The organism is Nocardia sp. NPDC050435 (assembly GCF_040655395.1).
Classification (GTDB): domain Bacteria; phylum Actinomycetota; class Actinomycetes; order Mycobacteriales; family Mycobacteriaceae; genus Nocardia.
Genome location: NZ_JBFAJW010000003.1, coordinates 388,159 through 411,379 on the forward strand (window position 1 = coordinate 388,159; position 23,221 = coordinate 411,379).

Annotated in this window: 21 protein-coding genes; 17 read left to right on the top strand and 4 right to left on the bottom strand. The window is 69.4% G+C overall.

Translation table 11 applies throughout. From position 1 onward, the window contains the following. Positions 1 to 168: 168 nt before the first annotated feature. Positions 169 to 1,053 carry a ribokinase gene (locus AB0I43_RS10250; protein ID WP_357431739.1) on the bottom strand — a complete coding sequence of 295 codons (885 nt, stop codon included), beginning with the start codon at positions 1,051 to 1,053 and terminating at the stop codon, positions 169 to 171. Between the two features lie 71 nt (positions 1,054 to 1,124). Here AB0I43_RS10250 and AB0I43_RS10255 point away from each other — a divergent pair, with 71 nt between their 5' ends. The 16 genes from AB0I43_RS10255 (at position 1,125) to AB0I43_RS10330 (ending at position 20,076) form a co-directional block, all read left to right on the top strand. After that, the gene (locus AB0I43_RS10255) at positions 1,125 to 2,390 is read left to right on the top strand and encodes a glutamate-5-semialdehyde dehydrogenase (protein ID WP_357431741.1); all 1,266 of its coding nucleotides are present in this window, start codon (positions 1,125 to 1,127) and stop codon (positions 2,388 to 2,390) included. Between the two features lie 78 nt (positions 2,391 to 2,468). Continuing rightward, positions 2,469 to 3,350 carry a MoxR family ATPase gene (locus AB0I43_RS10260; RefSeq protein ID WP_356970999.1) on the top strand — a complete coding sequence of 294 codons (882 nt, stop codon included), beginning with the start codon at positions 2,469 to 2,471 and terminating at the stop codon, positions 3,348 to 3,350. 46 nt (positions 3,351 to 3,396) lie between these two features. Continuing rightward, positions 3,397 to 4,830, top strand: a complete 1,434-nt coding sequence (locus AB0I43_RS10265; protein ID WP_357431971.1) for a VWA domain-containing protein — start codon at positions 3,397 to 3,399, stop codon at positions 4,828 to 4,830. A gap of 10 nt (positions 4,831 to 4,840) precedes the next feature. After that, a complete protein-coding gene (locus tag AB0I43_RS10270) occupies positions 4,841 to 5,185 on the top strand; it encodes an MmcQ/YjbR family DNA-binding protein (RefSeq protein WP_357431743.1) in 345 nt (114 codons plus the stop codon). A 156-nt stretch (positions 5,186 to 5,341) separates the two neighbouring features. Beyond that, on the top strand, positions 5,342 to 6,166 hold the full coding sequence (locus AB0I43_RS10275) for a hypothetical protein (protein ID WP_356970995.1): 825 nt from the start codon (positions 5,342 to 5,344) through the stop codon (positions 6,164 to 6,166). 61 nt (positions 6,167 to 6,227) lie between these two features. Next, positions 6,228 to 6,866 (top strand): nicotinate-nucleotide adenylyltransferase, encoded by a 639-nt coding sequence (gene nadD / locus AB0I43_RS10280; RefSeq protein WP_356970993.1) that lies wholly within the window; start codon positions 6,228 to 6,230, stop codon positions 6,864 to 6,866. Further along, positions 6,863 to 7,279: a ribosome silencing factor gene (gene rsfS, locus AB0I43_RS10285; protein WP_356970991.1), complete on the top strand. Its 417-nt coding sequence runs from the start codon at positions 6,863 to 6,865 to the stop codon at positions 7,277 to 7,279. Before nadD ends, rsfS begins: the two co-directional genes overlap by 4 nt. Positions 7,280 to 7,302: 23 nt before the next feature. After that, positions 7,303 to 7,944 (top strand): histidine phosphatase family protein, encoded by a 642-nt coding sequence (locus tag AB0I43_RS10290; protein ID WP_356970989.1) that lies wholly within the window; start codon positions 7,303 to 7,305, stop codon positions 7,942 to 7,944. A gap of 1,390 nt (positions 7,945 to 9,334) precedes the next feature. Next, complete coding sequence (gene octT, locus AB0I43_RS10295; protein WP_356971428.1) at positions 9,335 to 10,030, top strand: diglucosylglycerate octanoyltransferase; 696 nt, start codon at positions 9,335 to 9,337, stop codon at positions 10,028 to 10,030. A 3-nt stretch (positions 10,031 to 10,033) separates the two neighbouring features. After that, positions 10,034 to 10,876 carry a DegV family protein gene (locus AB0I43_RS10300; RefSeq protein WP_357431745.1) on the top strand — a complete coding sequence of 281 codons (843 nt, stop codon included), beginning with the start codon at positions 10,034 to 10,036 and terminating at the stop codon, positions 10,874 to 10,876. A 106-nt stretch (positions 10,877 to 10,982) separates the two neighbouring features. Then, entirely contained in the window at positions 10,983 to 11,645 is a 663-nt protein-coding gene (gene lexA / locus AB0I43_RS10305; protein ID WP_357431747.1) for a transcriptional repressor LexA, read from the top strand. A 1,201-nt stretch (positions 11,646 to 12,846) separates the two neighbouring features. Further along, on the top strand, positions 12,847 to 13,893 hold the full coding sequence (locus AB0I43_RS10310) for a ComEA family DNA-binding protein (protein WP_357431749.1): 1,047 nt from the start codon (positions 12,847 to 12,849) through the stop codon (positions 13,891 to 13,893). Positions 13,894 to 14,053: 160 nt separating this feature from the next. Then, a complete protein-coding gene (locus AB0I43_RS10315) occupies positions 14,054 to 16,963 on the top strand; it encodes a ComEC/Rec2 family competence protein (protein WP_357431751.1) in 2,910 nt (969 codons plus the stop codon). A 51-nt stretch (positions 16,964 to 17,014) separates the two neighbouring features. After that, complete coding sequence (locus tag AB0I43_RS10320) at positions 17,015 to 17,404, top strand: hypothetical protein (RefSeq protein ID WP_357431753.1); 390 nt, start codon at positions 17,015 to 17,017, stop codon at positions 17,402 to 17,404. Positions 17,405 to 17,472: 68 nt separating this feature from the next. Beyond that, a complete protein-coding gene (holA, locus tag AB0I43_RS10325; protein WP_357431755.1) occupies positions 17,473 to 18,444 on the top strand; it encodes a DNA polymerase III subunit delta in 972 nt (323 codons plus the stop codon). 219 nt (positions 18,445 to 18,663) lie between these two features. Beyond that, entirely contained in the window at positions 18,664 to 20,076 is a 1,413-nt protein-coding gene (locus tag AB0I43_RS10330; protein WP_357431757.1) for an LCP family protein, read from the top strand. Between the two features lie 788 nt (positions 20,077 to 20,864). Here the strand turns inward: AB0I43_RS10330 and AB0I43_RS10335 are convergent. Together AB0I43_RS10335 and rpsT are read right to left on the bottom strand one after the other, a co-directional pair. After that, complete coding sequence (locus AB0I43_RS10335) at positions 20,865 to 21,116, bottom strand: hypothetical protein (RefSeq protein ID WP_356970972.1); 252 nt, start codon at positions 21,114 to 21,116, stop codon at positions 20,865 to 20,867. Between the two features lie 149 nt (positions 21,117 to 21,265). Continuing rightward, positions 21,266 to 21,526 (bottom strand): 30S ribosomal protein S20, encoded by a 261-nt coding sequence (gene rpsT, locus AB0I43_RS10340; RefSeq protein ID WP_356970971.1) that lies wholly within the window; start codon positions 21,524 to 21,526, stop codon positions 21,266 to 21,268. Between the two features lie 260 nt (positions 21,527 to 21,786). On the opposite strand from rpsT, the gene AB0I43_RS10345 reads away from it, so the two are divergent. Further along, a complete protein-coding gene (locus AB0I43_RS10345) occupies positions 21,787 to 22,626 on the top strand; it encodes an aquaporin (RefSeq protein WP_356970969.1) in 840 nt (279 codons plus the stop codon). 48 nt (positions 22,627 to 22,674) lie between these two features. Here the strand turns inward: AB0I43_RS10345 and AB0I43_RS10350 are convergent, their stop codons facing one another. Continuing rightward, on the bottom strand, positions 22,675 to 23,187 hold the full coding sequence (locus tag AB0I43_RS10350; RefSeq protein ID WP_357431759.1) for a type II toxin-antitoxin system PemK/MazF family toxin: 513 nt from the start codon (positions 23,185 to 23,187) through the stop codon (positions 22,675 to 22,677). Positions 23,188 to 23,221: the final 34 nt, after the last annotated feature.

A 23,221-nucleotide genomic window follows, 5' to 3' on the forward strand; every position in this document is an offset into this window, starting at 1 on the left:
AGGCTGCGGCAAATATGGAGCATCGCGTGTGATTGAACCACCGGTCTCTCGGAACGGAGGACATTCGGCCGAATTCGCGGCCCTCGATTCTTCGCCGAATCGGACAATCGCCGAACTGGACGGTCGACTGCGAAACGGGTGGGACTGAAGGGTTTTCGGTTCAGATACCTATCGGTCGCTTCCGTGGGCGGCGTCACCGAGCAGCCGGGCGATCGCCGCCGCGTCCGGAATCGACGCGCTCGCCCCGAGTTCGGTGGCCGCGAGCGCCCCCGCGGCGCACGCCCACGGCAGGGCCCGCTCCGGGCCGCGATGCCAGGCGGCGGCGAGCGCGCCGGTGAACGCGTCACCCGCGCCGGTCGTGTCCACGACCCGGACCCGCGGCGCCGGGAATTGCGCCACCCCGTCCGGCCCGCGATAGTCCGCCCCGGCACCGCCGCGCGTGGTGATCACATGCGGCACCGCCGCCAGCGCCGCGCCCAGACGCTCGGCCTCGCCCGAATTCACCACGGCCACATCGATATCCCGCCACAGCTCGGCGGGCAACTCGCGCACCGGCGACGGATTCAGCAGCACGAGCGTGCCGTGCGCCCGGGCCCGGCGCGCGGCGGCCGCCACCGTCTCGACCGGAATCTCCAGCTGGCACAGCAGGATGTCGGCGTCGGCGACGACGCGCAGATCGTCCGCGTCGAGCTCGGTGAACCGCGCGTTCGCGCCGGGCGTCACGATGATGGTGTTCTCGCCGCTCCGCTCGACCACGATCGTGGCCACCCCGCTCGACCCCGGCAGCGACCGCAGCCGTGCCCCGCCCACCCCGGCATCGGTCAGCACCTGGCGCAGCTGCGCGGCGAACGGATCCCGGCCGACCGCCCCGAGGAACTCGACCTCCGCGTCGGAACGCCGCGCGGCGATGGCCTGATTCGCGCCCTTGCCACCCGGCACCATGGCGAAGCCGGTGCCCAGGACCGTCTCGCCCGGCTCGGGCCTGCGCTCGGTCGTGCAGACCAGGTCCATATTGATACTGCCGAGCACGGCGACCTTCGGCGGCTGCGTCATGCCGCGACGGTAGTCCCCAGCGTGGATATCCGCCGTGATTTCGGGTGGGCGCGGTCAGTAGGCTGTACCCCATGAGTGCAGGAACGACGACCGAGATCGATACCCGCGAGGTGGTGCACGAGGCCGCGCGAAAGGCTCGCGTCGCGTCCCGGGCACTGGCCCAGCTGACCACCGCGCAGAAGAACGAGGCCTTGCACGCCGCCGCCGACGCGCTGCTCGCGGCCGCCGACACGGTGCTCGCCGCGAACGCCGAGGACATCGCGGTCGCGCAGGCCGCCGGCACTGAGGAGTCGCTGCTGGACCGGCTGCGCCTGACCAAGCCCCGCATCGACGGCATCGCCTCCGGCCTGCGCCAGGTGGCCGGCCTGCCCGATCCGGTCGGCGTGGTGGTGCGCGGGTCCACCCTGCCCAACGGCCTGGAGATCCGGCAGACGCGGGTGCCGCTCGGCGTGGTCGGCATGGTCTACGAGGCGCGGCCGAACGTCACCGTCGACGCGTTCGGGCTGGCGCTGAAATCCGGCAACGCGGCGCTGCTGCGCGGGTCTTCCTCGGCCGCGCACTCCAACGCCGCCCTGGTGCGGGTGCTGCGCGAAGCGCTGACCGCCCAGGGCATTCCGGCCGACGCGGTGCAGTTGCTGCCCAGCCACGATCGCTCCAGCGTGACCCACCTGATCCAGGCCCGCGGCCTGGTCGACGTGGTCATCCCGCGCGGTGGCGCCGGCCTGATCAACGCCGTCGTCCGCGACGCCCAGGTGCCCACCATCGAGACCGGCACCGGCAACTGCCACGTCTACGTGCACGCCGCCGCCGATCTCGAGATGGCCGAGCAGATCCTGATCAACGCCAAGACCCGCCGGCCCAGCGTCTGCAACGCCGCCGAGACGGTGCTGATCGACGAGGCCGTCGCCGCCACCGCGGTGCCCAGGCTGCTCGCGGCGCTGGAGCGGCACGGCGTCACCGTGCACGGCGATCTGCCCGGCCTGGTCCCCGCCGACGACAAGGACTGGGGCGAGGAGTACCTCACCCTCGATATCGCGCTCAAGGTCGTCCCCGATCTGGACGCCGCCGTCGAGCACATCAACACCTGGGGCACCGGGCACACCGAGGCCATCGTCACCGCCGATCTGGCGGCGGCGCGCGAGTTCACCAGCCGGGTGGACGCCGCGGCGGTCATGGTCAACGCGTCGACGGCCTTCACCGACGGCGAGCAGTTCGGGTTCGGCGCCGAAATCGGCATCTCCACCCAGAAGCTGCACGCGCGCGGGCCGATGGCGCTGCCGGAGCTGACCTCCACCAAGTGGATCGTCTGGGGTGACGGGCAGGTCCGCCCGGTCTAGTTCTTCCGTCATCCCGGCGAACGCCGGGATCCAGCCCCACCGTAGCGTGGGAAGCGAGTTTGCAGGGAAGGACATCGCATGGGTTCCGAAGGCACGGTGCAGGAGCCGATCTTCACCTCGGTCGACGACGTGATCGACCGGCTGGCCGGCACGGGCTACCTGGCGGACAAGGCGACGGCGACGTCGGTCTTCCTCGCCGATCGGCTCGGCAAGCCGCTGCTGATCGAGGGCCCCGCCGGTGTGGGCAAGACCGAACTGGCGCGGGCGGTCGCGCAGACCGCGGGCGCCGAGCTGGTCCGCCTGCAGTGCTACGAGGGCGTCGACGAGGCGCGGGCGCTCTACGAGTGGAACCACGCCAAGCAGATCCTGCGCATCCAGGCGTCCAGCGAAAACGACTGGGAAGAAACCAAAGCCGACGTCTTCACCGAGGAGTTCCTGCTCTCGCGGCCGCTGCTGACAGCCATCCGCCGCAGCGACCCGACGGTGCTGCTGATCGACGAGACCGACAAGGCCGACGTCGAGATCGAGGGCCTGCTGCTGGAGGTGCTCAGCGACTTCGCGGTCACCGTGCCGGAGCTGGGCACGATCACCGCGAGCCGCAAGCCGTTCGTGGTGCTCACCTCCAACGCCACCCGGGAGCTGTCCGAGGCGCTCAAGCGGCGTTGCCTCTACCTGCACCTGGATTTCCCGGACGAGGAACTGGAACGCCGCATCCTGGCCAGCCGGGTGCCGGAGCTGTCCGCCGCGGTAGCCGCTCAGCTGGTCCGGATCGTGCACGTGCTGCGCGGGATGCAGTTGAAGAAGCTGCCCTCGGTCGCCGAATCCATCGACTGGGGCCGCACGCTGCTCGCGCTCGGCATGCAGGACATGGACGACGCCACCGTGCGCGCCACGCTCGGCGTAGTGCTCAAGCACCAGGCCGACCACCAGCGCGCGCTGGCCGAACTGAAACTGGCTTAGTTCGCGCCGTGAGCTCAGCGCCCGGAGGAGGTAGCGCAGCGTGACCATCGAGGGCGTCGCGAGCGGCGCGAATTGGCAACAGCAGTCCGGGCTGGAGGCCCCGCACGGGCTGTCCGGTCACCTGGTCGGATTCGTCGAAGCGCTACGGGCGCGCGGGATTCCGGTCGGCCCGTCGGAGACGGTGGACGCGGGCCAGGTGGTGACCGTGCTGGATCTGATGGACCGCGAGGTGCTGCGCGAGGGCCTGGCCTGCGCGCTGCTGCGCCGCACCACGCACCGCGCCACCTTCGACGGCCTGTTCGACCTGTGGTTCCCGGTCGCGATCGGGCAGCGCTCCGCCGTGGCGGATCACGAACTGCCGCGCACGCCCACCGGCGACATCGACATTCCCGCGCTGCGCGAACTGCTCGCGGATCTGCTCGCGCGCGAAGGCACCGAGGAGCAGCTCGAGCAGGTGGCCGCGCAGCTCGTGGAGCAGCTCGGTCAGTATCAATCCGCGCAGGGCCCCTCGTTTTCCGCGTATCAGGCGCTGCGCGAGGTCCAGCCGCAGACGCTGCTCGCGAAGATTCTCGCCGGACTGGCCATCGGGCCCGGCGACTCCGATTTCGACACCGAGATTGCCCGCCGTGCCGCCCGCGGGCGCATCGACGGCTTCCGCGCCTCGGTGGAAGCCGAAACCCGCCGGCGCGTCGCCGAGCGCATCGGCCGCGAACGGGTGGCCGGTTACGGCGTCGCCCGGCAGGCCGAGGACGTCGATTTCCTGCGCGCCTCCGAGCGGGAATTGACCGAACTCAAGCGCAGCACCCAGCGGCTGGCCCGCATCCTGGCCTCGCGGCTCGCGGTGCGCCGCAGGCATTCTCGCCGCGGCGAGATCGATCTGCGCAAGACGCTGCGCCGTTCGATGTCCACCGGCGGCGTGCCGATCGATCTGGTCACCCGCAAGCCGCGCCCCGGGCGACCGGAACTGGTGCTGCTGTGCGATGTCTCGGGTTCGGTGGCCGGGTTCAGCAGTTTCACCCTGCTGCTGGTGAGCGCGCTGCGCGAGCAGTTCTCCCGGGTCCGGATCTTCGCCTTCGTCGATCAGGTCGACGAGGTCACCCGATTCTTCGACCCCCGAACGCCGTTGGACCAGGCGATGACCCGGATCTTCACCGAGGCCGCGGTGGTCGGTATCGATGGGCATTCCGACTACGGCAGTGCCCTGGCCGGTTTCGCTCGCGACTACCCCGACGCCGTCACCAGCCGCAGTTCCCTGCTCATCCTCGGTGACGCCCGCACCAACTACCGCGACCCCGAACTGGAGACGCTGCGCGCCCTGGCCGACACCGCCAAGCACGCGCACTGGCTCAACCCGGAACCCCGGACTCAGTGGGGCTCCGGCGATTCCGCCGCCGAAAAATACGGTCAGGTGCTGGAGATGCACGAATGCCGCTCCGCCCGCCAGCTCACCGAGGTGGTCTCGCGCCTGCTCCCGGTCTGAGGAGACAACCATGGACGACGCACAACTGCTCGAGTACTGCCTGGCCAAACCCGGTGCCCGGCAGGACGAACCGTGGGAGGGCGACATCGTCGCGAAAGTGGGCGACAAGGTGTTCGCCTTCCTCGGCAACGGCGGCTCGGTGGGTCTGAAGTGCGGCCGCGACCGCGACGAGGCCGACGAGCTGATTCGTGTCTACCCCGATGACGTGTCGGCCTCGCCCTACATCGGCCGCTACGGCTCGAACACCATCCGGCTCGGCGGCGCCGTTCCGGCCGATGAGCTGCGCGAACTGGTCGATCAGTCCTATGCCGCCGTCGTCGCCAAGCTGCCCAGGGCCAAGCGGCCGAGCAGCTGAGACTCTCGTTTATCAGTCGTCGTTAAGGGAATTGTTGGCGGCTCGGGTCATGATCCGCACTCATGGTGACGAGAACGCCGGATGTCGGCGGCGTGGCGGGGAACAGATGCTCTGATCTTTCGGGGGCGGGCACGACGTCGACGGGGCAGGTGCGCCGTGCTCGACGGTGAGGGGACCTATGGGGGAGCGTCCGAGGCGGTGCGGCTCGCGGATCTCGCCGCGATCCGGCTGCTGGAGCATCCGGGCGACGCGGAAAAGTATCTACGGCAGGCGATTTCGTGCGGCCACGGGACACTGCCCGCCGAACACCTGGCCCGGCTCCATTCCCAGCTGGTGATGGTGATCGCCGGCCGGCCCGGCCGGGAACTCGAACTCGCCGAGGCCGCGCAGGAGGCGGCCGCGCGCTGGGCCGGGATCTCCGAGGCCGACACCGCGCACCTGAGCTTCGTCGCCGCGCGGGCGCTGCACCGAGCCGGTCGGCACGACGCCGCCGTCACGGCGTTCGCCGCGCCCCTCGACGCCGGCGCGGCCCCCTACCCACCGGCGGAGATGGCGCTCGTCCTCGGTCAGTACGGCCGATCGCTGAAGCTGCTCGGCCGCGACCAGGACGCGGCCCACCAATTCCTGGAGGCCGCGCGCCTGGCCCGGCACGACCCGTCCCACCAGCAACTGCGCGCCGAACTGACCATGTCGGCGGCCGCGGCCCTGGACTCGTGCGGCGAAGACGACCAGGCCCAGCTCCTCTACCTGCGCGCCGCCCGCCTCTGGCAGGAAATCGGCCAGCTCAGCAAACGCTCCCGCTGTGTCCGATCGGCCGCCTGGCTGCAATTCTGGGCCGACCCGGCCGACCCCACCGGCCCAGCCGCCCTCCGCGAACTGCTGACCGAACTGGAACACCTGGAACGCACCGCCCCTTCCGCGGTGGTCCGCATAGAACTCGCCAACACCCGCCGCCAGCTCGCGGACATGGCGGAGCAGTAGCCGTACTGCGCGACCCGCGCGGGCGCGGCGGCGCCACGCGCGGGCGCTAAGCTCAGCAGTCATGCAGAAAACGAGGCGGCGCAAGCTGGGGGTGATGGGCGGGACGTTCGACCCGATCCACCACGGTCACCTGGTCGCCGCCAGCGAGGTCCAGCATCGTTTCGACCTGGACGAAGTGATCTTCGTGCCGACCGGGCAGCCCTGGCAGAAGGCCGACCGCCAGGTCAGCCCGGCCGAGGACAGGTACCTGATGACGGTCATCGCGACCGCCTCCAACCCGCGCTTCTCGGTCAGCCGCGCCGACATCGATCGCGGCAAGGTCACCTACACGGTGGACACGCTGCGGGAGATGCGCGCCCAGCACGCCGACGCCGAGCTGTACTTCATCACCGGTGCGGACGCACTGTCCAACATCCTCACATGGCAGGATTGGGCCGAACTGTTCGAACTGGCCAAGTTCGTCGGGGTGAGCAGGCCGGGGTACGAACTGAACACCGATCATCTGACCGAACATCTGCGGGATCTCCCGGCCGATGCGGTCACCATGATCGAAATTCCCGCACTGGCGATCTCGTCCAGCGAATGCCGCCGCCGCGCCGGCGAGGGCCGGCCCGTGTGGTACCTCGTCCCGGACGGCGTAGTGCAATACATATCGAAGCGGAGCCTCTACGAGCCCGCGGAACGGAAGGTAGCCAAGTGACGGCATCGGTCGAAGCGGTTGAGATGGCGCAGGTCGCCGCACGCGCGGCGGACGAGAAGCTGGCCTCCGACGTGGTGGTGCTCGACGTCTCCGAGCAGCTGGTGATCACCGACTGCTTCGTCATCGCGTCCGCGCCGAACGAACGTCAGGTCAACGCCATCGTCGACAACATCGAGGAGAAGCTGCGCGAGGCCGGGCACAAGCCGGTGCGTCGCGAGGGCACCCGCGAGGGGCGCTGGGCGCTGCTGGATTACGTCGACGTGGTGGTGCACGTCCAGCACAACGACGAGCGCAATTACTATGCGCTGGAACGCCTGTGGAAGGACTGCCCCGTGGTGGCGGTGCCCGGCCTCGGCGAACCCGGCGGCAACGGCGCGGCGACGGCTCCGGAAGCGGCGGACCCGGTCGAGTGAGCCGCGCATGGAGACAAGCCGGTGTGCGCACCCTGATCCTGCTGCGCCACGGGCAGACCGAATGGAACGCCGCCGATCGGATGCAGGGTCAGATCGACACCGACCTGACCGAACTCGGTCGTAGGCAGGCCAAGGAAGCGGCCCGGGAGCTGGTGTCGCGCAACGCGATCGCCATCGTCGCCTCGGATCTGCGCCGCGCCCACGACACCGCGCTGGCGTTGTCCGAGCACACCGACGTCCCGGTGGAGCTGGACCCGCGCTTACGCGAAACCCACCTCGGCGACTGGGAGGGCCTGACCCACCTGGAAGTCGACGCCGACTACCCGGGTGCGCGCGTGGCCTGGCGGCTCGACGCCGCGTACCGGCCGCCGAACGGCGAGAGCAAACTCGAGGTGGGCGCCCGGTCGCTGCCGGTCGTACAGGAATTGTTCTCCGAGCGACAGGACTGGCCCGGCCGGACTATCATCCTGGTGGCGCACGGCGGGCTGATCGCCGCCCTCACGGCCGCGCTGCTCGACTTGCCGCCACAGAACTGGCCCGCCCTCGGCGGGCTGGCCAACACCAGTTGGGTGCAACTGAGCAGCCACGGTCCAGGCATCGAGCAGCCCGGGTGGCGTCTCGATGTGTGGAACGCAGCGGCGAAGGTAGCTCCCGATGTCCTCTGAAGAGCCGATCAAGTCGGTACCGGACGAGTTGTTCAAGAAAGTCACGGCCAAGGCCGAGCGACAACTCCCCGATGCCCTGTTCGGTCCGGCGCCCGCGCCGAAACCGGCGAAGAAATCAGACTCCGAGGAGCCGATCAAGTCGGTTCCCGACGAGCTGTTCAAGCGGGTGACCGCCAAAGCGGAACGGCAGTTGCCGGATGCGCTGTTCGGGCCCGCGCCCGCACCGAAGGCGGCTCCGAAGGATGCCGCGGAGAAAGCCGATCCGGCCGTCGCGGCGGCGGAAGAGCTTTCGGATCCGGCGCAATCCGATCCGGGTTCCGTGGCGGATGCGGCTGCGGACGAGGCCGATCCGGGTGCCGGAGTGGGCAGCGATAGTGCCGGTTCGGCAGGCGACGTGGTCGATTCGGGCGCTGATCTGGATCAGTCCGGGGTGGGTGCCGATGGTGCCGGTAACGCGCCCGATTCCGGCAGTTCCGAGCAGGACCCGGCCCGTTCGGCGGAAGACGCGCCCGACGAGGCCGAGTCGGTCGGCGATGCGGCTGGAGCGGTGCGGAATTCGGCTGATTCGGCGGTCGTGCCCGCTGATCCGGCCGAGGGTTCGGCAACCGGCCAGAACGGTCCGGCCGATGCTGAGCCTGTCGGTTCGGCGGATGCTGCCGCTGCGCCTGCTGGTTCGGCCATCGAGCAGAACGGTTCGACCGGCACAGCCACTGAGCCCGCTGGTGCGGCCGTCGAGCGGAACTGTTCGGCCGATGCAGCCGCTGAGCCCGCTGGTTCGGCAATCGGCCAGAACGGCTCGGCCGATGCTGCCGCTGCGCCTGCTGGTTCGGCAACCGAGCAGAGCGGCTCGGCCGATGCTGCCGCTGCGCCTGCTGGTTCGGCAACCGAGCAGAGCGGCTCGGCCGATGCTGCCGCTGAGCCCGCTGGTTCGGCCGTCGAGCAGAACGGCTCGGCCGATGCTGCCGCTGCGCCTGCTGGTTCGGCAACCGAGCAGAACGGTTCGACCGGCACAGCCACCGAGCCCGCCGGTTCGACCGGAAGTGCCGCGGCCGCTGCCTCGATCGGTGCTCCCGATCCGGCTGGCACCGCCACCGATCCAGCCGTTTCCGCCGCCGCCCTCGGCGCTTCGGCGGCAACCGATTCCGCTGTCGCGCCAGCCGCTGATCTCGATGTCGCCCCCACCAGCGGCGCGAAGTCCGACCAGTCGGCCCCGAGTTCCACGAACCCCTCGGGTCTCGTCGCCCCCGTCGAAACCGACCCGGCGGCAGTCGATCTCGCTGCACCGATCACCGAACTCGCCGCGCCGGGCCGCGAAACGCCAGCGTCTACAGCAGCAGTCACCGCTTCAGCGCCTGACTCCGCCGTCGTCACAGCGCCGACCAAGCGCCCCGTGCTCCTGGTGGTCGCCGACTCCCTGTCCTACTTCGGCCCCGAGGGCGGCCTGCCCGCCGACCACCCCCGCATCTGGCCGAACCTGGTTGCCGCCGAACTGGACTGGGATGTCGAGCTGGTCGGCCGGATCGGCTGGACCTGTCGCGACGCCTACTGGGCGCTGATCGGCGACCCGCGCATCTGGGCCGCGGTGCCGAACGCCGGCGCCGTGGTGTTCGCCGTCGGCGGCATGGACAGTCTGCCCTCGCCGCTGCCGACCGCCCTGCGCGAGCAGATCCGCTACATCCGCCCGCCGAGCCTGCGCCGGATCGTGCGCGCCACCTACAACTGGTGGCAGCCGAAGCTGGCGAAACTCGGTCGCCCCGTGGCGCTTCCGCCGCGCGTCAGCGTCGACTATCTGGAGCAGTCGCGAGAGGCCCTGGCGCACCTGCGCCCGGATCTGCCCTTCATCGGTGTGCTGCCCTCGGTGCACAACTGCGCCGCCTACGGTCGTGTGCATCGCGGCCGTCCGCGCGCGGTGAAGGCGCTGCAGGCGTGGTCTGCGCGCACCTCGGTGCCGCTGGTCGACCTCGGTGAAGCGGTGCGCGAGAACGTCTTCTCCGGCGAGGCGAACCCGGACGGCATCCACTGGGGCTGGGCCGGGCACACCGCGGTCGCCAACGCGATGGTCAAGACCTTGCAGGAGGTTCGGTAGTCCGTGGCCGTCGTGGTCGTCACCGATTCGTCCGCAAGCCTGCCTGCCGACCTCGCCGCCGAGCTGGAGATCGCCGTCGTACCGCTGCATGTCCTGATCGGTGACCGGGCGGTGCGCGAAGGCGTCGACCCCGTCGACATCGATTACAGCGCCGACACCGTCACCACCTCAGCGCCTTCGCCCGGTGAGATGCGCGAGGTGTACGAGCGCGCGCTGGAGCGCAGTGGCGGCGACGGCGTTGTCGCCATACACATTTCGCGTCAACTCTCGGGGACGTGGGAAGCCGGCCGGCAGGCCGTGCGCGACATGGACGCCGCCCACCGGGTCCGCCTGGTCGACTCGCTGGGCGCGGGTTTGGCCACCGGACTGCCGGTGCTCGCCGCCGCGCGGCGCGCCCGCGATGGTGGGGCGCTCGACGTCGTCTACGACACGGCGGTCGCCGCGGCCAGCCGCGCCCGCACCTTCATCCTCGTCAACCGCACCGAGCAGTTGCGCCGCGGCGGCCGGTTGAGCAGCGCGGCGGCCTTTTTCGGCAGCGAACTGGTCACCAAACCGCTGTTGCAGATCGTGGGCGGCAAGCTCGAACTCCGGGAGAAAGTCCGCACCCGCTCCAAGGCTTACGCGAAACTCGTTGCGGCGGCGGTGGACGAGGCCGGTGAGGATGGAGCCGCCGTCGCGGTCCAGCACCTCGGGGCCCCGGACGCCGCCGAAACCCTCGCCACTCAACTCCGCGACACGATCCCCGACATTCGTGAACTGATCATCGCCGAATTCGGCCCGGCCCTGGGAGTTCACCTGGGCGCGGGCGCGGTCGGCGTACTGGTCGTGCCCGGTGGCTGCGGCTGATCGTGCAGCGGTTCCAGCCACCCGTGGCAGCGACTGGTGGCCGGCAACTGGCCGGGCCGGGGTGGGGTGGCGCTGGAATGTGGCCGGGGCGCATTAGGATTCGCGGGTGACCGGATACGACCACTACGACGGGTTCGAGCATCTCGACACTTCGACGCTGCCGCCGCGCCAGCACCAGATTCTCGTCACCATTCGGGACTGGGTGCAGCGCCACGGATACGCGCCGAACACGCGTGAGATCGGCGACGCGGTGGGGTTGCGGTCGGCCTCCTCGGTCTCGAAGCATCTGAAAAGCCTGGAGGACCGCGGCTTTCTGCGTCGCAGCGCCACCATGTCCCGGCCCATCGATGTGCGCATGTTCCTCCAGGGCACACCCGCGCGCGGCGGCTCCGAGGATTCGGTCGCGGTGCCCGTTCTCGGTGATATCGCCGCGGGCACCCCGATCCTGGCCGAGGAACACGCCGACGACACGCTGACATTGCCGCGCGATCTGGTCGGCCGTGGCGCGGTCTTCGGTCTTCGCGTCCGCGGCGACTCCATGATCGACGCCGCGATCTGCGACGGCGATATCGTCGTCATCCGTCAGCTGCACGAAGCCCATTCCGGTGAAATCGTCGCCGCGATGATCGACGGCGAAGCCACCGTCAAGGTGTATCGCCGTCGCAACGGACACGTCTACCTGGAACCGCGCAACCCCGCCTACGACGTCATCGACGGTGACACCGCAGTGGTTCTCGGAAAAGTCGTCTCCGTCATGCGCCGCGTCTGATCATCACGCACCCGTCTCCCGAAACCCACTGCGTAGCCTCGGGTTCGGGCTAGTTATCCACAGCCCGCACTTATCCACAGCCTCCCCGAAAACCCCAGGTCGCTCCGGTTCCGATCGCGTCCCTTCTGCGTACCGTCACGCCCATGCCACGCAACGACGAACGCGAACGGATCCGCCGCCGACTCGGAGCGCTCACCACCCGAGTCCACGCCAGCCGCACCGCAGGTCTGCCTCTCGCCACACCCACCGACCACCCCACCGCCCGATCACCCCGCACCCCGGCCAGCGCCCCCTGCGGCAAACGCTATGTCCGCGAGGCAGGCTCACCGCCTGCGAATTCACCAGCACCCGTGAGGTCACCGGGTTTCCGAGCCCGAGCATCCTTCGGAACGCCCGATTCTCGGAACCCGGCGTTCGCCGAGTCACCGAGCTTCCCGCACCGAGAATCCGTCGAGACAGCAGATCTCCGAGAACGAGCGGCTGTCGAGTCGGTGGGTTGCTGCGATCATGCCGCCGCTGGACCGGACGCTCAGCATCATGGCGCTGCTGGGCCGAACGTTCAGCCCTATGTCGCTGCTGGGCCGGACACTCAGCATCATGCCGCTGCTGGGCCGAACGTTCAGCCCTATGTCGCTGCTGGGCCGAACGCTCGGCAGCATGCCGCCGCTGGGCCGGATTCCACGACCGTGCCGCTACCGGTTCGCCGGGCTGCGAGCCAACCCCCGTCTGGATGCCGGGCTCCACAGACCCTGCCACCACTGGACCGGACCTCCGGAACGCTGCCGCCATTGGAGCGCCGAGTCTCCGAGAGCCCGCGCTGGCCGAGCCGTGCACCACAGACCCTGCCGCCGCTGGACCGGGCCTCCGGAACGCTGCCGCCATTGGAGCGCCGAGTCTTCGAGAGCCCGCGCTGGCCGAGCCGTGCTTCCGAAGCCCAGCGTCCGCCGAGATAAGGGCCTTTCGCGACCCCGCCCACGGTCAGATCGAGATGCGGCCCACGTCGGCACGCCCTGCCTACGGCTGCTGTGCGCAACCAGGACAGCGTGTCGCGCCAGTCACCGGTCGGTGCGGGTGCGCTGAAGCGAGCTCAGGCACAGCCGATCCTGTCGACACGCCCGCCGTATCGGAAGCCTCCCTCCAGGCACGCGGAGCGGGCGAGGCACTTCGCGAGGCGAAACCTGGCGTTTTGGAGCGCAGTTCGATGGCGAGCGTCGCGGACGATTTCGACGATCCGCACCAGGTCCAGCCCAGCGCGCACAATGCCGCCGAGACGAGTCGGCAGTCGACAGCTCGCCCGGTCTCCCAGCAACACCGGAACATCAGCCGCCTCCTCGAGGAAACGAGAGCCGCGAGGAGCGTTGATGATCCGGAGGATTCGGGACTCTGGGATGCGGATGAGCTGCCCGACGACGATCGCCCACTCGATCGATCCGAACCCGATGACGAGATCGGGAAGGTGGTGGCGCCGAGCTGGCTGCGCGAGCCGAGGCGGCAGCACAGTCGCTGGGACGATCTGGTACCGGAGCGTTTCCGTGGCGCGCGCCTGGATCCCGGCCGGCGTGGGGTACTGACGCTGGTGGCGGTCGGAGTGCTGGCGATGATCATCGCGGCCGTCGTCGTGCTGCGCGAACGTCCAGTGACGCAACCGGTCCCACCGCTTGCGGCGCTGCACTCCACGTCCTCCCGTCCTCCGAACGAAAGTTCAGCCGACAAGTCGGCCGCCGAATCCGCCGAGAGCCCGAACACCGGAACGTCCGGCACCCCGGCCCCGGCCGCCGAATTGGTGGTCAGCGTCGTCGGCCTGGTCCACCGCCCCGGCCTGGTCCACCTCCCGACCGGCTCACGTGTCGCCGACGCCATTACCGCCGCGGGCGGCACCACCCCGGAGGCCGACCTCACCGGACTCAACCTCGCCCAGCGCCTCCTCGACGGCGACCAAGTCCTCCTCGGCCCCACCCGCGCCGCCGCCACACCCGGCACACCCCAACTCGGCAGCGGCACTCTCAGCACCGGCAGCCCGAATCCCGCTCCCAACAACCCCGCTGCGTCCCCGACCTCCCGCCTCAACATCAACACCGCCACCGAAGCCGAACTCGACACCCTCCCCGGCATAGGCCCGATCACCGCCCGCGCCATCATCACCTGGCGGACCACCAACGGTCCCTTCACCGACGTCACCCAACTCGGCGAGGTAGACGGCATCGGACCAGCCCGTCTCGCCCGCCTGCGCGACTTGGTCCGCATATGAACCCCCGCAACCCGTCTCGCCCGCATCGCGCCGGACCGCAGATCCCTGCAGGCGAATGGCGTCCCGCGGTCCGCCAACCACACGCGCGGCCCACGGTGGGGTGTCGCAGGGGCGAACAGGGGAAAGCGGCTCGACGCGAACACCTTCGGTCGGTGGTCGTATGAGCGTGCGGGATGGCGGCGATACGGTCCAGGACGCCGACGGGGCGAGCGGTCGAGAGAAGGAGCGCTGCGGGGGAGGGGATGTCGAGGTGACGCTGCCGTCGCAGCATGCCCAGGCACACGCACACGCACACGCACATGCGCAGGCCCAGGCACACGGACACGCGCAGGCGCATGGGCAGGCGCGTACGCATGCAGACTCGCCGACGCCGACGCCGACGCCGACGCCGACGCCGACGCCGACGCCGACGCCGACGCAGGCACAGGCGCAGGCGCATAGGCAGGCGAAGGCACGTGCGCAGGCACAGGCACATGGGCAGGCGAAAACCCAGGCACGTCCCCAGGCCCAGGCCCAAGCTCGGGCGCATGCCCAGGCCCAGGCTCAAGTGCAGGCCCAGGCGCAGGCGCTGGATGCGCGGCTGCTGCCGGCGGCGGTGTGTTGCTGGGGTGCAACGATCGCGGCGTTGGGGATGGGCTGGGTCGGCGGGGTCTTGCTGGCCGGTGGACTAGTGGTGCTGGCGCTGGGTTTGTGGGGGTTGTTGGTGTGGGCGGTGATGCATCGACGGGAGCGGTGGCGCGCGGGTGTGGTGGTGGCGTTGGCGGCTGTGTTGCTGGGAGCCGGTTTCGCGGGGGCGGCGGGATGGCGGGCGGAACGGGTGGAGGCGCATCCGCTGCGGGATGTTGTCGGGCGGTCCGTGCTGGTGGTCATGGTGCCTGCAGATGATCCGAAGGCACTGCGGGTGAACGGTTTCGGTGGGGAACAGCGGTGGATGGTGCGGGGGAGGCTCACGGAGTTCCAGCTGGCAGGCAGGACGGTCCGGGCCGGGGGAGCGGTCGTTGTTCTGGGGACCGGGGCGGAGTGGGGACGGGTGGTGCCAGGGCAGGCACTTCGATTTCGGGCGCGGGTGCAGATGCCGGCGCGCCGGGATCTCACGGTGGTGTCGTTGCGGGCGATGGCGAAGCCGGAAAGAGTTGGAGTGCTGCCCTGGTGGCAGCGAGCGGCCGTGGCGGTGCGTGGTGATCTGGCCGGCGCGGCTGAGCGGGCGTTGAGTGCGGATGCGGCCGGATTGTTGCCTGCACTGGTGGTCGGTGACGTGTCGCGGTTGCCCGATTCGGTGCGAGCCGATTTCGAAGTCGCGGGCCTGCAACACCTTTGCGTGGTGAGCGGCGCGAATTTCACGATCTTGTTGTCGGTGGTGTTGTTCGTGGTGCGGATGCTCACCTTGGGTCCGCGCGTGGCGGCACTCTTGGCGGCCGGGGCGTTGGTCATGTTCGTGGTAATCGCGCGCCCGGATCCCAGTGTTCTGCGTGCCGCCGCGATGGGTGCGATCACGTTGCTGGCATTGGTGACCGGGCGGCGCAAGCAGGCTCTACCCGCACTGTGCGCGGCGGTCATAGGGCTGCTGGCGCTGTGGCCGGAGCTGGCCGTGCAAGCCGGTTTCGCACTGTCGGTGGTCGCGACGGGCGGATTGATTCTGTTGGCGCCCAGCTGGGCCGATTGGCTTCGGGCACGGGGATGGTGGCGGTTGCCGGCCGAAATTCTCGCGGTGTCGGCGGGTGCGTTCGTGGTGACGGTGCCGATCATGATCGCATTGACCGGGCGGATCAGCGTGCTCGCGGTACTCGCGAATGTGCTTGTCGCGCCGGTAATCGCACCGATCACGGTGCTCGGAGCGGTGAGCGCCGTGCTGGCCTGCCTCTGGCCGCCGCTCGCGGAACCGGTGCTGCACTGCGCCGCACCACCGCTGTGGTGGTTGCTCTCGGTAGCCGAACGCGCGGCGGCCCTGCCGGGCGCGACCATCTCGGTCCCGGGCGGCACGATCGGTGGCGTGGTCGCCGCGCTCCTGATCGCGGTCACGGTATGGGCGCTGCGATCCGGAGCGTTCCGGCGCTGCACGGCAGCCGGACTGGTCGGAGCGGCGGCCGTCCTGCTCCCGATCCGGATCTGGCATCCCGGCTGGCCACCCGGCGACTGGGTGATCGCCGCCTGCGATGTCGGCCAGGGCGACGGTCTGGCCCTCTCCCTCGGCAACCGCAGCGCGGTGCTCATCGATGTCGGCCCCGACCCCCGCCCGATCCGAGCCTGTCTGGATCGCCTGCGCGTCAAGCGCATCGAACTCCTCGTGCTGACACACCCACACGCCGACCACATCGGCGGCTTGGCCGGCGCGATACACGGCCGCACAGTGGGGGCGATCGCGGTCGGCCCCTACGAACTGTCCGGACCGCTCGACGACCCACGCTGTGCCAGCGAAACAGCAATCCCCGCATCGAGTCGTGATTGCGCGAGGGCGAAAGCCGCTGAACATGATCCGAGGCAGACAGATACCGAAAAGCACCGCACCGAATCGGCGGCCGCGGTCCCGCCCAGACGCGGACCTGTCACCACTCCCGCACAGATCGCGACCCTCGCCCGCCAATCATCCATCCCGGTCGTCGAACTCTCCGCCGGCCGGACCCTGCCCTTCACCACGGTGCGACTGGAGGTCCTGGCACCCGCCCCGACAACCCAAGCCCCGGACCTCGACCCCGACCACGCCAACGACCGCTCCGTGGTCCTCGCCGCCACCACCCCCGCCGGCCGCATCCTGCTCACCGGCGACATCGAAGCCGAAGCCCAACACCGCCTCATAACCTCCGGCATCAACCTGCGCACCGACATCCTCAAGGTCCCCCACCACGGATCCCGCACCACCACAAAAGAATTCCTGACCGCCACCCGCCCCCGCCTAGCCCTGATCAGCGCCGGCACCCACAACACCTTCGGCCACCCCCACCCAGCCATCCTCGCCGAACTCACCGCCCTCGGAACCACCATCGCCCGCACCGACCAGCACGGCGACATCATCGTCACCGCGAAACCGACCCTGCGAACGGTGACCACCCGCCACCCGAAACCCACCGAGTAGGTCCTGAACCGTCCGATGACCGCGAGAGAAGTCAACTGAATGAGGAGTGCCATGGTGCGAATGTCGAGAACTAAATTCTTTGCGCCTGTTGGTTTCCTGAGAGAAGCCAAGCGGGAGCTGGGTTACACCACCCAGCAGGAAATGCTGTTGGCTCTGGTTCGCGAGGAGTTGGAGTTCACCGGGGAGAACGCGTCGGAAGTGGCGGCAGCCTCGGATCCCTGGGGCGGCACACTCCCGATTCAGTACCCCGACTGGTTCTACCTGCCAGGTGAGCGCAAGCAGACGACGGTCTACGCCCCGGAAGGACTCCTGGAAGACGCCGCCCGTGCCCTCGGTTATCCGGACGAGGAGGAGATGCTCCTGGACCTAGTCCGATTCGCCCTACTCCACGCCCGGCGGCAGAAATCGGCGCCGCGAATCGCTGTCGGTGCGGGACCGTAGGATCTTCGTCGTGAGCCAGCGCAGCGAGCGATCGAGGAAGAGTGGCCCGTTCGGGAGGCGGTGTGACGGTGAGTGAGCGGCCGGCCTCGCTTCAGTTGGTGCTCGGGGATGAGGAGTTGCTCATCGAGCGGGCTATCGCGGAGATCACGCGGGCGGTGCGGGCGGGGGCGCCGGATCCGGAGGCGGTGCCGGTGGATCGGATGCGGGCCGGGGATGCGAGTACGGCGGAGCTGGCCGAGCTGCTGAGTCCGTCGTTGTTCGCCGAGGACCGGGTGATCGTGCTGGAGTCGGCGGCGGAGGCGGGGAAGGACGCAGTGGCGGTGATCACCGAGGCCGCGGCCGATCCGCCGGAGGGCGTGGTTCTGGTGGTGCTGCACTCCGGGGGCGGCCGGGCGAAGGCGCTGGCGCCCGCGTTGCAGAAGGCCGGGGCCGTGGTGCACGACTGCGCCAAGCTGACCAAGGCCGCCGAGCGCGTCGAGTTCGTTCGCGCGGAATTCCGGGCGGCGGGGATCCGGGTGTCCGGCGACGTGGTGCAGGTGATGATCGAGTCCGTCGGCTCGGAGCTGCGGGAGCTGGCCGCGGCCTGCTCGCAGCTGGCCGCCGACACCGGCGGCAAGGTCGACGTGGCCGCGGTGCGCCGCTATTACTCCGGCAAGGCGGAGATCACCGGTTTCGATGTCGCCGAGCTCGCGGTGACGGGTGATCGCCCGGCCGCGATGGAGGCGCTGCGCTGGGCCAACGATCGCGGCGTTCCGCACGTGCTGCTCGCCGACGCGCTCGCCGATTCGGTGCACACCATCGCCCGCGTCGGCTCGGCGGGGCGTGGTGATCCGTTCAAGCTGGCGCAGTCGCTGGGCATGCCGCCGTGGAAGGTGAAGAAGGCGCAGGCGCAGGCCCGGAATTGGACTCCCGCCACGATCGGTTCCGCGCTGCAGGTGGTCGCCACGCTCAATGCCGACGTCAAGGGGGGTGCCGCCGACTCGAGCTACGCGCTCGAACACGCGCTCACCCGCATTCTCGATCTGTACGCAGCGGGCTGACCTGCGAAAATACCCACGAGATCATGATCACGTGGGTAAACGTCCAGCTATCGGGCACTGTGGATAGTGGCTATGGATGAACAAGCGGGACCGAGCTCCAGATTTGATGACTCCGAGCGTGCCGGTAAACGGCACGCTCGACGTCTGTCTGCTCGCGGAAACCGCGGTGCGCATCGGACCCCGTCCCCGGCCCGCCGCCGGGGCCGCATCGCCGCGAAGATGGCAGCGGGCGCGCTGTCGGCGGTAGTGCTCGCGGGCACCGCGGTCGGCTGGGCCACCGAGAGCAGTTTCGACGACGGCTTCGGCCGCTCTGACGCGATCGGCGACGGCCCCCGCTCCCTGGGCGGCGACATGAACATCCTGCTGATCGGCCTGGACTCCCGCAAGGACTTGAACGGCAACGATCTGCCGAAACAGGTGCTGGACAAGTTGCACGCCGGCGACGGCCAAGAGGGCGGCTACAACGCCAACACCCTGATCCTGGTGCACATCCCGGCCGACATGAAGAAGATCACCGCGGTGTCGATTCCCCGCGACGACTACGTCAAGGTGTCCGGAATCCCGGGCTACACCAGCGTCAAGATCAAAGAAGCCTACGGCCTGAAGAAGGCCATCGTGCAGGACCAGCTGGCCGCGCAGGGCGTGACCGATCCCAAGCAACTGGAGTTCGCGGGCCGCGAGGCCGGTCGCGCCTCGGTGGTCAATGCCGTGCGCGATCTGACCGGTGTCCCGATCGACCGTTTCGCCGAGGTGAGCCTGGCCGGTTTCTACCATCTGTCCGAGGCGCTGGGCGGCGTCGAGGTCTGCCTGAAGAATCCGGTGCAGGATCTCGAGTACTCGGGTGCGAACTTCCCGGCGGGCCGGCAGCGCCTGAATCCGGAGCAGTCGCTGGCCTTCGTGCGCCAGCGGCACGGCCTGGAGAACGGCGATCTCGACCGCACCCATCGTCAGCAGGCGTTTCTCACCTCGGTCGCACTGGACCTGCGCAAGTCGGGCACCTTCACCGATATCGGCAAGCTGACGGCCCTGATGGACGTGGCGCACCGCGATGTGGTGCTCTCGCAGGGCTGGAACGTCACCGACTTCCTGCGCACCCTCGGCACCGCGCGCAGCCCGCTGGTGGAATTCCGCACCCTGCCGATCCTGCGCTACGACGTCGTCAACGGCCAGGACGTGAACATCGTCGACCCCGCCGCCATCCGCCGCGAAGTCAAGGCGGCCTTCAGTGCCGAGCCCGCGACCCCGCTGCCCACTCCGAGCGGCACCGTCGACATCGCCAACGCCGGCGCGGAAAGCGGCGCGGCAGCCACGCTGTCCACCTTCTTGACCAGTCGCGGCTACACGAAGGGCACCGTCGGCAACAACACCACGCTGACCCCGACCTCCATGATCTATCACGCCCCCGGCGCGGAATCCGACGCCGAAGCCTTGGCCCTGACCCTCGGACTCCCCCTCGCGGAATCCGCCTCCGTCACCCCCGGCCACCTGAAGGTCGTCCTCGGCACCGATTTCACCACCCCCACCGAACTGGCCGCGAACTCGGAGCCCCAGACTCCCACCAGCGCCGCTCCGGACGTCGGCAAACCCGTCGACACCACGATCGCGGGCGACTCCATCCCCTGCGTGAACTAGATTCCGCCGCCGACCACGTGGTCGACCCGGTTCGGTCTGCGCGTCCCCTCGCTGCATCCCGCCGGGCTGCCGATCGTCGCCGTTTCGCTCGCGGTGGCGGTGGCTCGGCGGCAACGCAAGGGGCGCCGAGCCACCGGCCTCCTGAGCGCCGTCGCGCGGGATGGGGGTGTCAACGAATGCGATCCTCGCCGTCGGCTGGCGCCAAGACGACGCCAGCCCGGTTCGGCGGCACGTGATCCGGATGCAGGAGAAGCCAGCGATCCGCTGCGCACCGAGCCGCCCAACCCAAGCTGTTGCGGGCCGTACAACCCGAGCTGCCGCGCATCCGAGTCGTCGGGGGCCACGCACTTCGAGCGGCCGCACAATCCGAGCCGCTGCGGGCGTAGCACGCCCAACCACAGATGTTCTGGGCGGCTAATGCCCCGGAATTGGTGCTCAACGGCAGTTTGGTCACTGCTTTACGGCAAGCCGGCGCTGCTCCATGGCAGGCCGCTCGGGGGTTCCCAATCGGATTCCGGGGAATCTGCCCCCCACCAGGGCCGCAGCCATGGCGTGAATGTTCGCATTACCGAATGCTGCCCGAGTGGGCCTGCTGTCTGGCCGACTAGCTCCCGGACCCACCCTGGCGAGCTAGGCCGCGAGCCCCCAACTGAACCGCGGCGCGGCCGCGAATGTCGTCGTGATGGCGGCTCAGCGAGCCACCTGAATCCCGGCGAGCACCACGCTCGCACGACCGGCCGAAGCGGATCCAGCCGGGCAGATCAACCCACCCGGCGAGACCAACGGAGCTACTCGCCCGCCGCCGCGGCGAAAACCGGCTCCTCGTCCTCATCGGACTCCTCGTACCGGCCTTCCCACTCCTCATACGCCGGGACATCCTCTTCCCGGGTGACGATCCACTCCAGGGACTGGACGCCATCCTCATCCGGGACCAGCACGTTCTCGATCTTGATGCCGATGCCCAGCACCTCGGCCGCCCGAATCACCTCCGGCAGATCCTCGGCCCTGACCACAGTCTGATTCGCGTACACGGTAACCATGGGCGGAATGGTAGCCGCACCCACCGACAAGCCGGCAACTATCGGGTGAACTGGAAAATCATGCTCTGAGCACGACAAAAGCCGCCGTGGTCATCAAAGCCACGGCGGCTACGTCTCATGCATGGGCGGCAGCGCGCGCTGCCGGGAAATCAGATCTTGTTCAGCGCGAGGGCCAGAGCCGACTTCTTGTTGGCGGCCTGGTTGGCGTGGATGACGCCCTTGGAGGCGGCCTTGTCCAGCTTCTTGCTGGCAGCCTGCAGACGCGCGGTGGCGGCTTCCTTGTCGCCGGAGGCGGCGGCCTCGCGGAAGCTGCGGATCGCGGTGCGCAGTGCGGACTTGACCGACTGGTTGCGCTTGCGAGCGGCTTCGTTGGTACGGATCCGCTTCATCTGGGACTTGATGTTGGCCACGCCTGTTTCCTCGTGTTCCTTCGCTGGGGGTCTGTGCTGGAAAAGTCGTTCGCGTGCGACACACCCGGAGTTTTCCGGTAACGCAACGCCGAAGGTCAAGGGTACCAGTCACCCGTCAGGGCACGAAATCGGTGCTCGATCTCCGCGGATTCGTCCCGTTGCGCCGGTAGGTTCGGCCACAAGGCGTGCCGCGTACCGGCGCGGCGTTCTTCAGCGGTATCTCGTCCCTCCATAGCTCTGAACGGCGGAAGGTGTGGCAGATGTCTGACGCGGAACGGGAAGTTGTGATCGAGGAGGTCGTCGAATCCGACGGCCCCGGCCAGATCTACCCGCAGGTCCCGGAGGGATTTGTGGAGATCCCGGAGAGCAAGAAGTTCGCGGCCGAAGCGCTCGGCACGTTCATCCTGGTGATCGGTGGCGTCGGCACGGCGGTGCTGGCGGGCGAGCGGGTCGGGGCCCTGGGCGTCGCGCTGGCCTTCGGCCTGACGCTGATGTTCCTGGTGTACGCGATCGGGCCGATCTCGGGCTGCCACGTCAACCCGGCCGTCACCCTGGGGCAGTTGCTCATGGGCCGACTACCGGTGCGCACCGCGGTCGGCTACTGGATCTCCCAGGTGGTCGGCGGCCTGCTGGCCGGCCTGGTGCTGTTCGCCCTGGCCAAGAACCTGCCCAGCTACGACCGCAGCATCGACGGCCTGGGCGCCAACGGCTGGGGCCCGCACAGTCCCTCGGCGCAGACCGGTCCGCTGGGCGAGGTCGTCATCCAGAACGGGTACGGCGTGGCCGCGATGATCATCATCGAGGTGATGCTGACCGCGCTGCTGGTCTTCGTGGTCCTGGCCTCGACCGACCAGATCTCCGACGCGCCGCTGGCCGGCCTGTCGATCGGCGTCACGCTGGCGGTCATCCACCTGATCGCGATCCCGGTGGACGGCACCTCGGTGAACCCGGCCCGCAGCCTCGCGGTCGCCTGGTACCAGGACGGCGCACCCGGCCAGGTCTGGGCGTTCGTGCTGTTCCCGCTGATCGGCGGCGTGCTCGGCGCGCTGGTGTACGCGATGATCTTCGGTCGCGGCACCCGCGAGCAGCTGGCCGCCTGAGCTGACAGTCCTCGACCCCGATCCGGCCCGGATCGGGGTCGAGCTGTGTCAGCACCAGTTGTAGTCGATGACCAGCCGGTGTGCGACGAGGTCGAAGCTCTTGCGCGGCACGATCGCCCCTTCGCGGCGGATGCCCGCCTCCGGCACGTCCAGCACCCGGTCCAGCCGGACCCAGCTGGGCCGGCCCTCGTGATCCCAGCTGCCGCTGCCGATACCGATCCAGTTGTCGTCGTGGGCGCGTTCGGCGTTCGAGGAGAGCATGAGGCCGAGCAGGGTGTCGCGGTCGCGCCCGACGACGAGCACGGGGCGGTCCTTGCCGTTGTTCGGGTCCTCCTCGTAGGGCACCCAGGTCCACACGATTTCGCCGGGGTCGGCGCGACCGTCCAGCTGCGGGCTGTAGACGATCTGCCGGGCGCGGTGCGCGGTGGGCACGGGGACGGACGCGGCCGGGCGTCCGGCGAGGTCGGGGCCGCGCCGACCGCGCTTCTTGACGATCTTCGGGCCCTGCGCTTTGGCGATTAAGCCGAGCTGCTTGCCGATCGTGTTCCAAGTTCGGGCCATCCACGCATGGTAACGGCGGGCCGCGTTGTTCTCA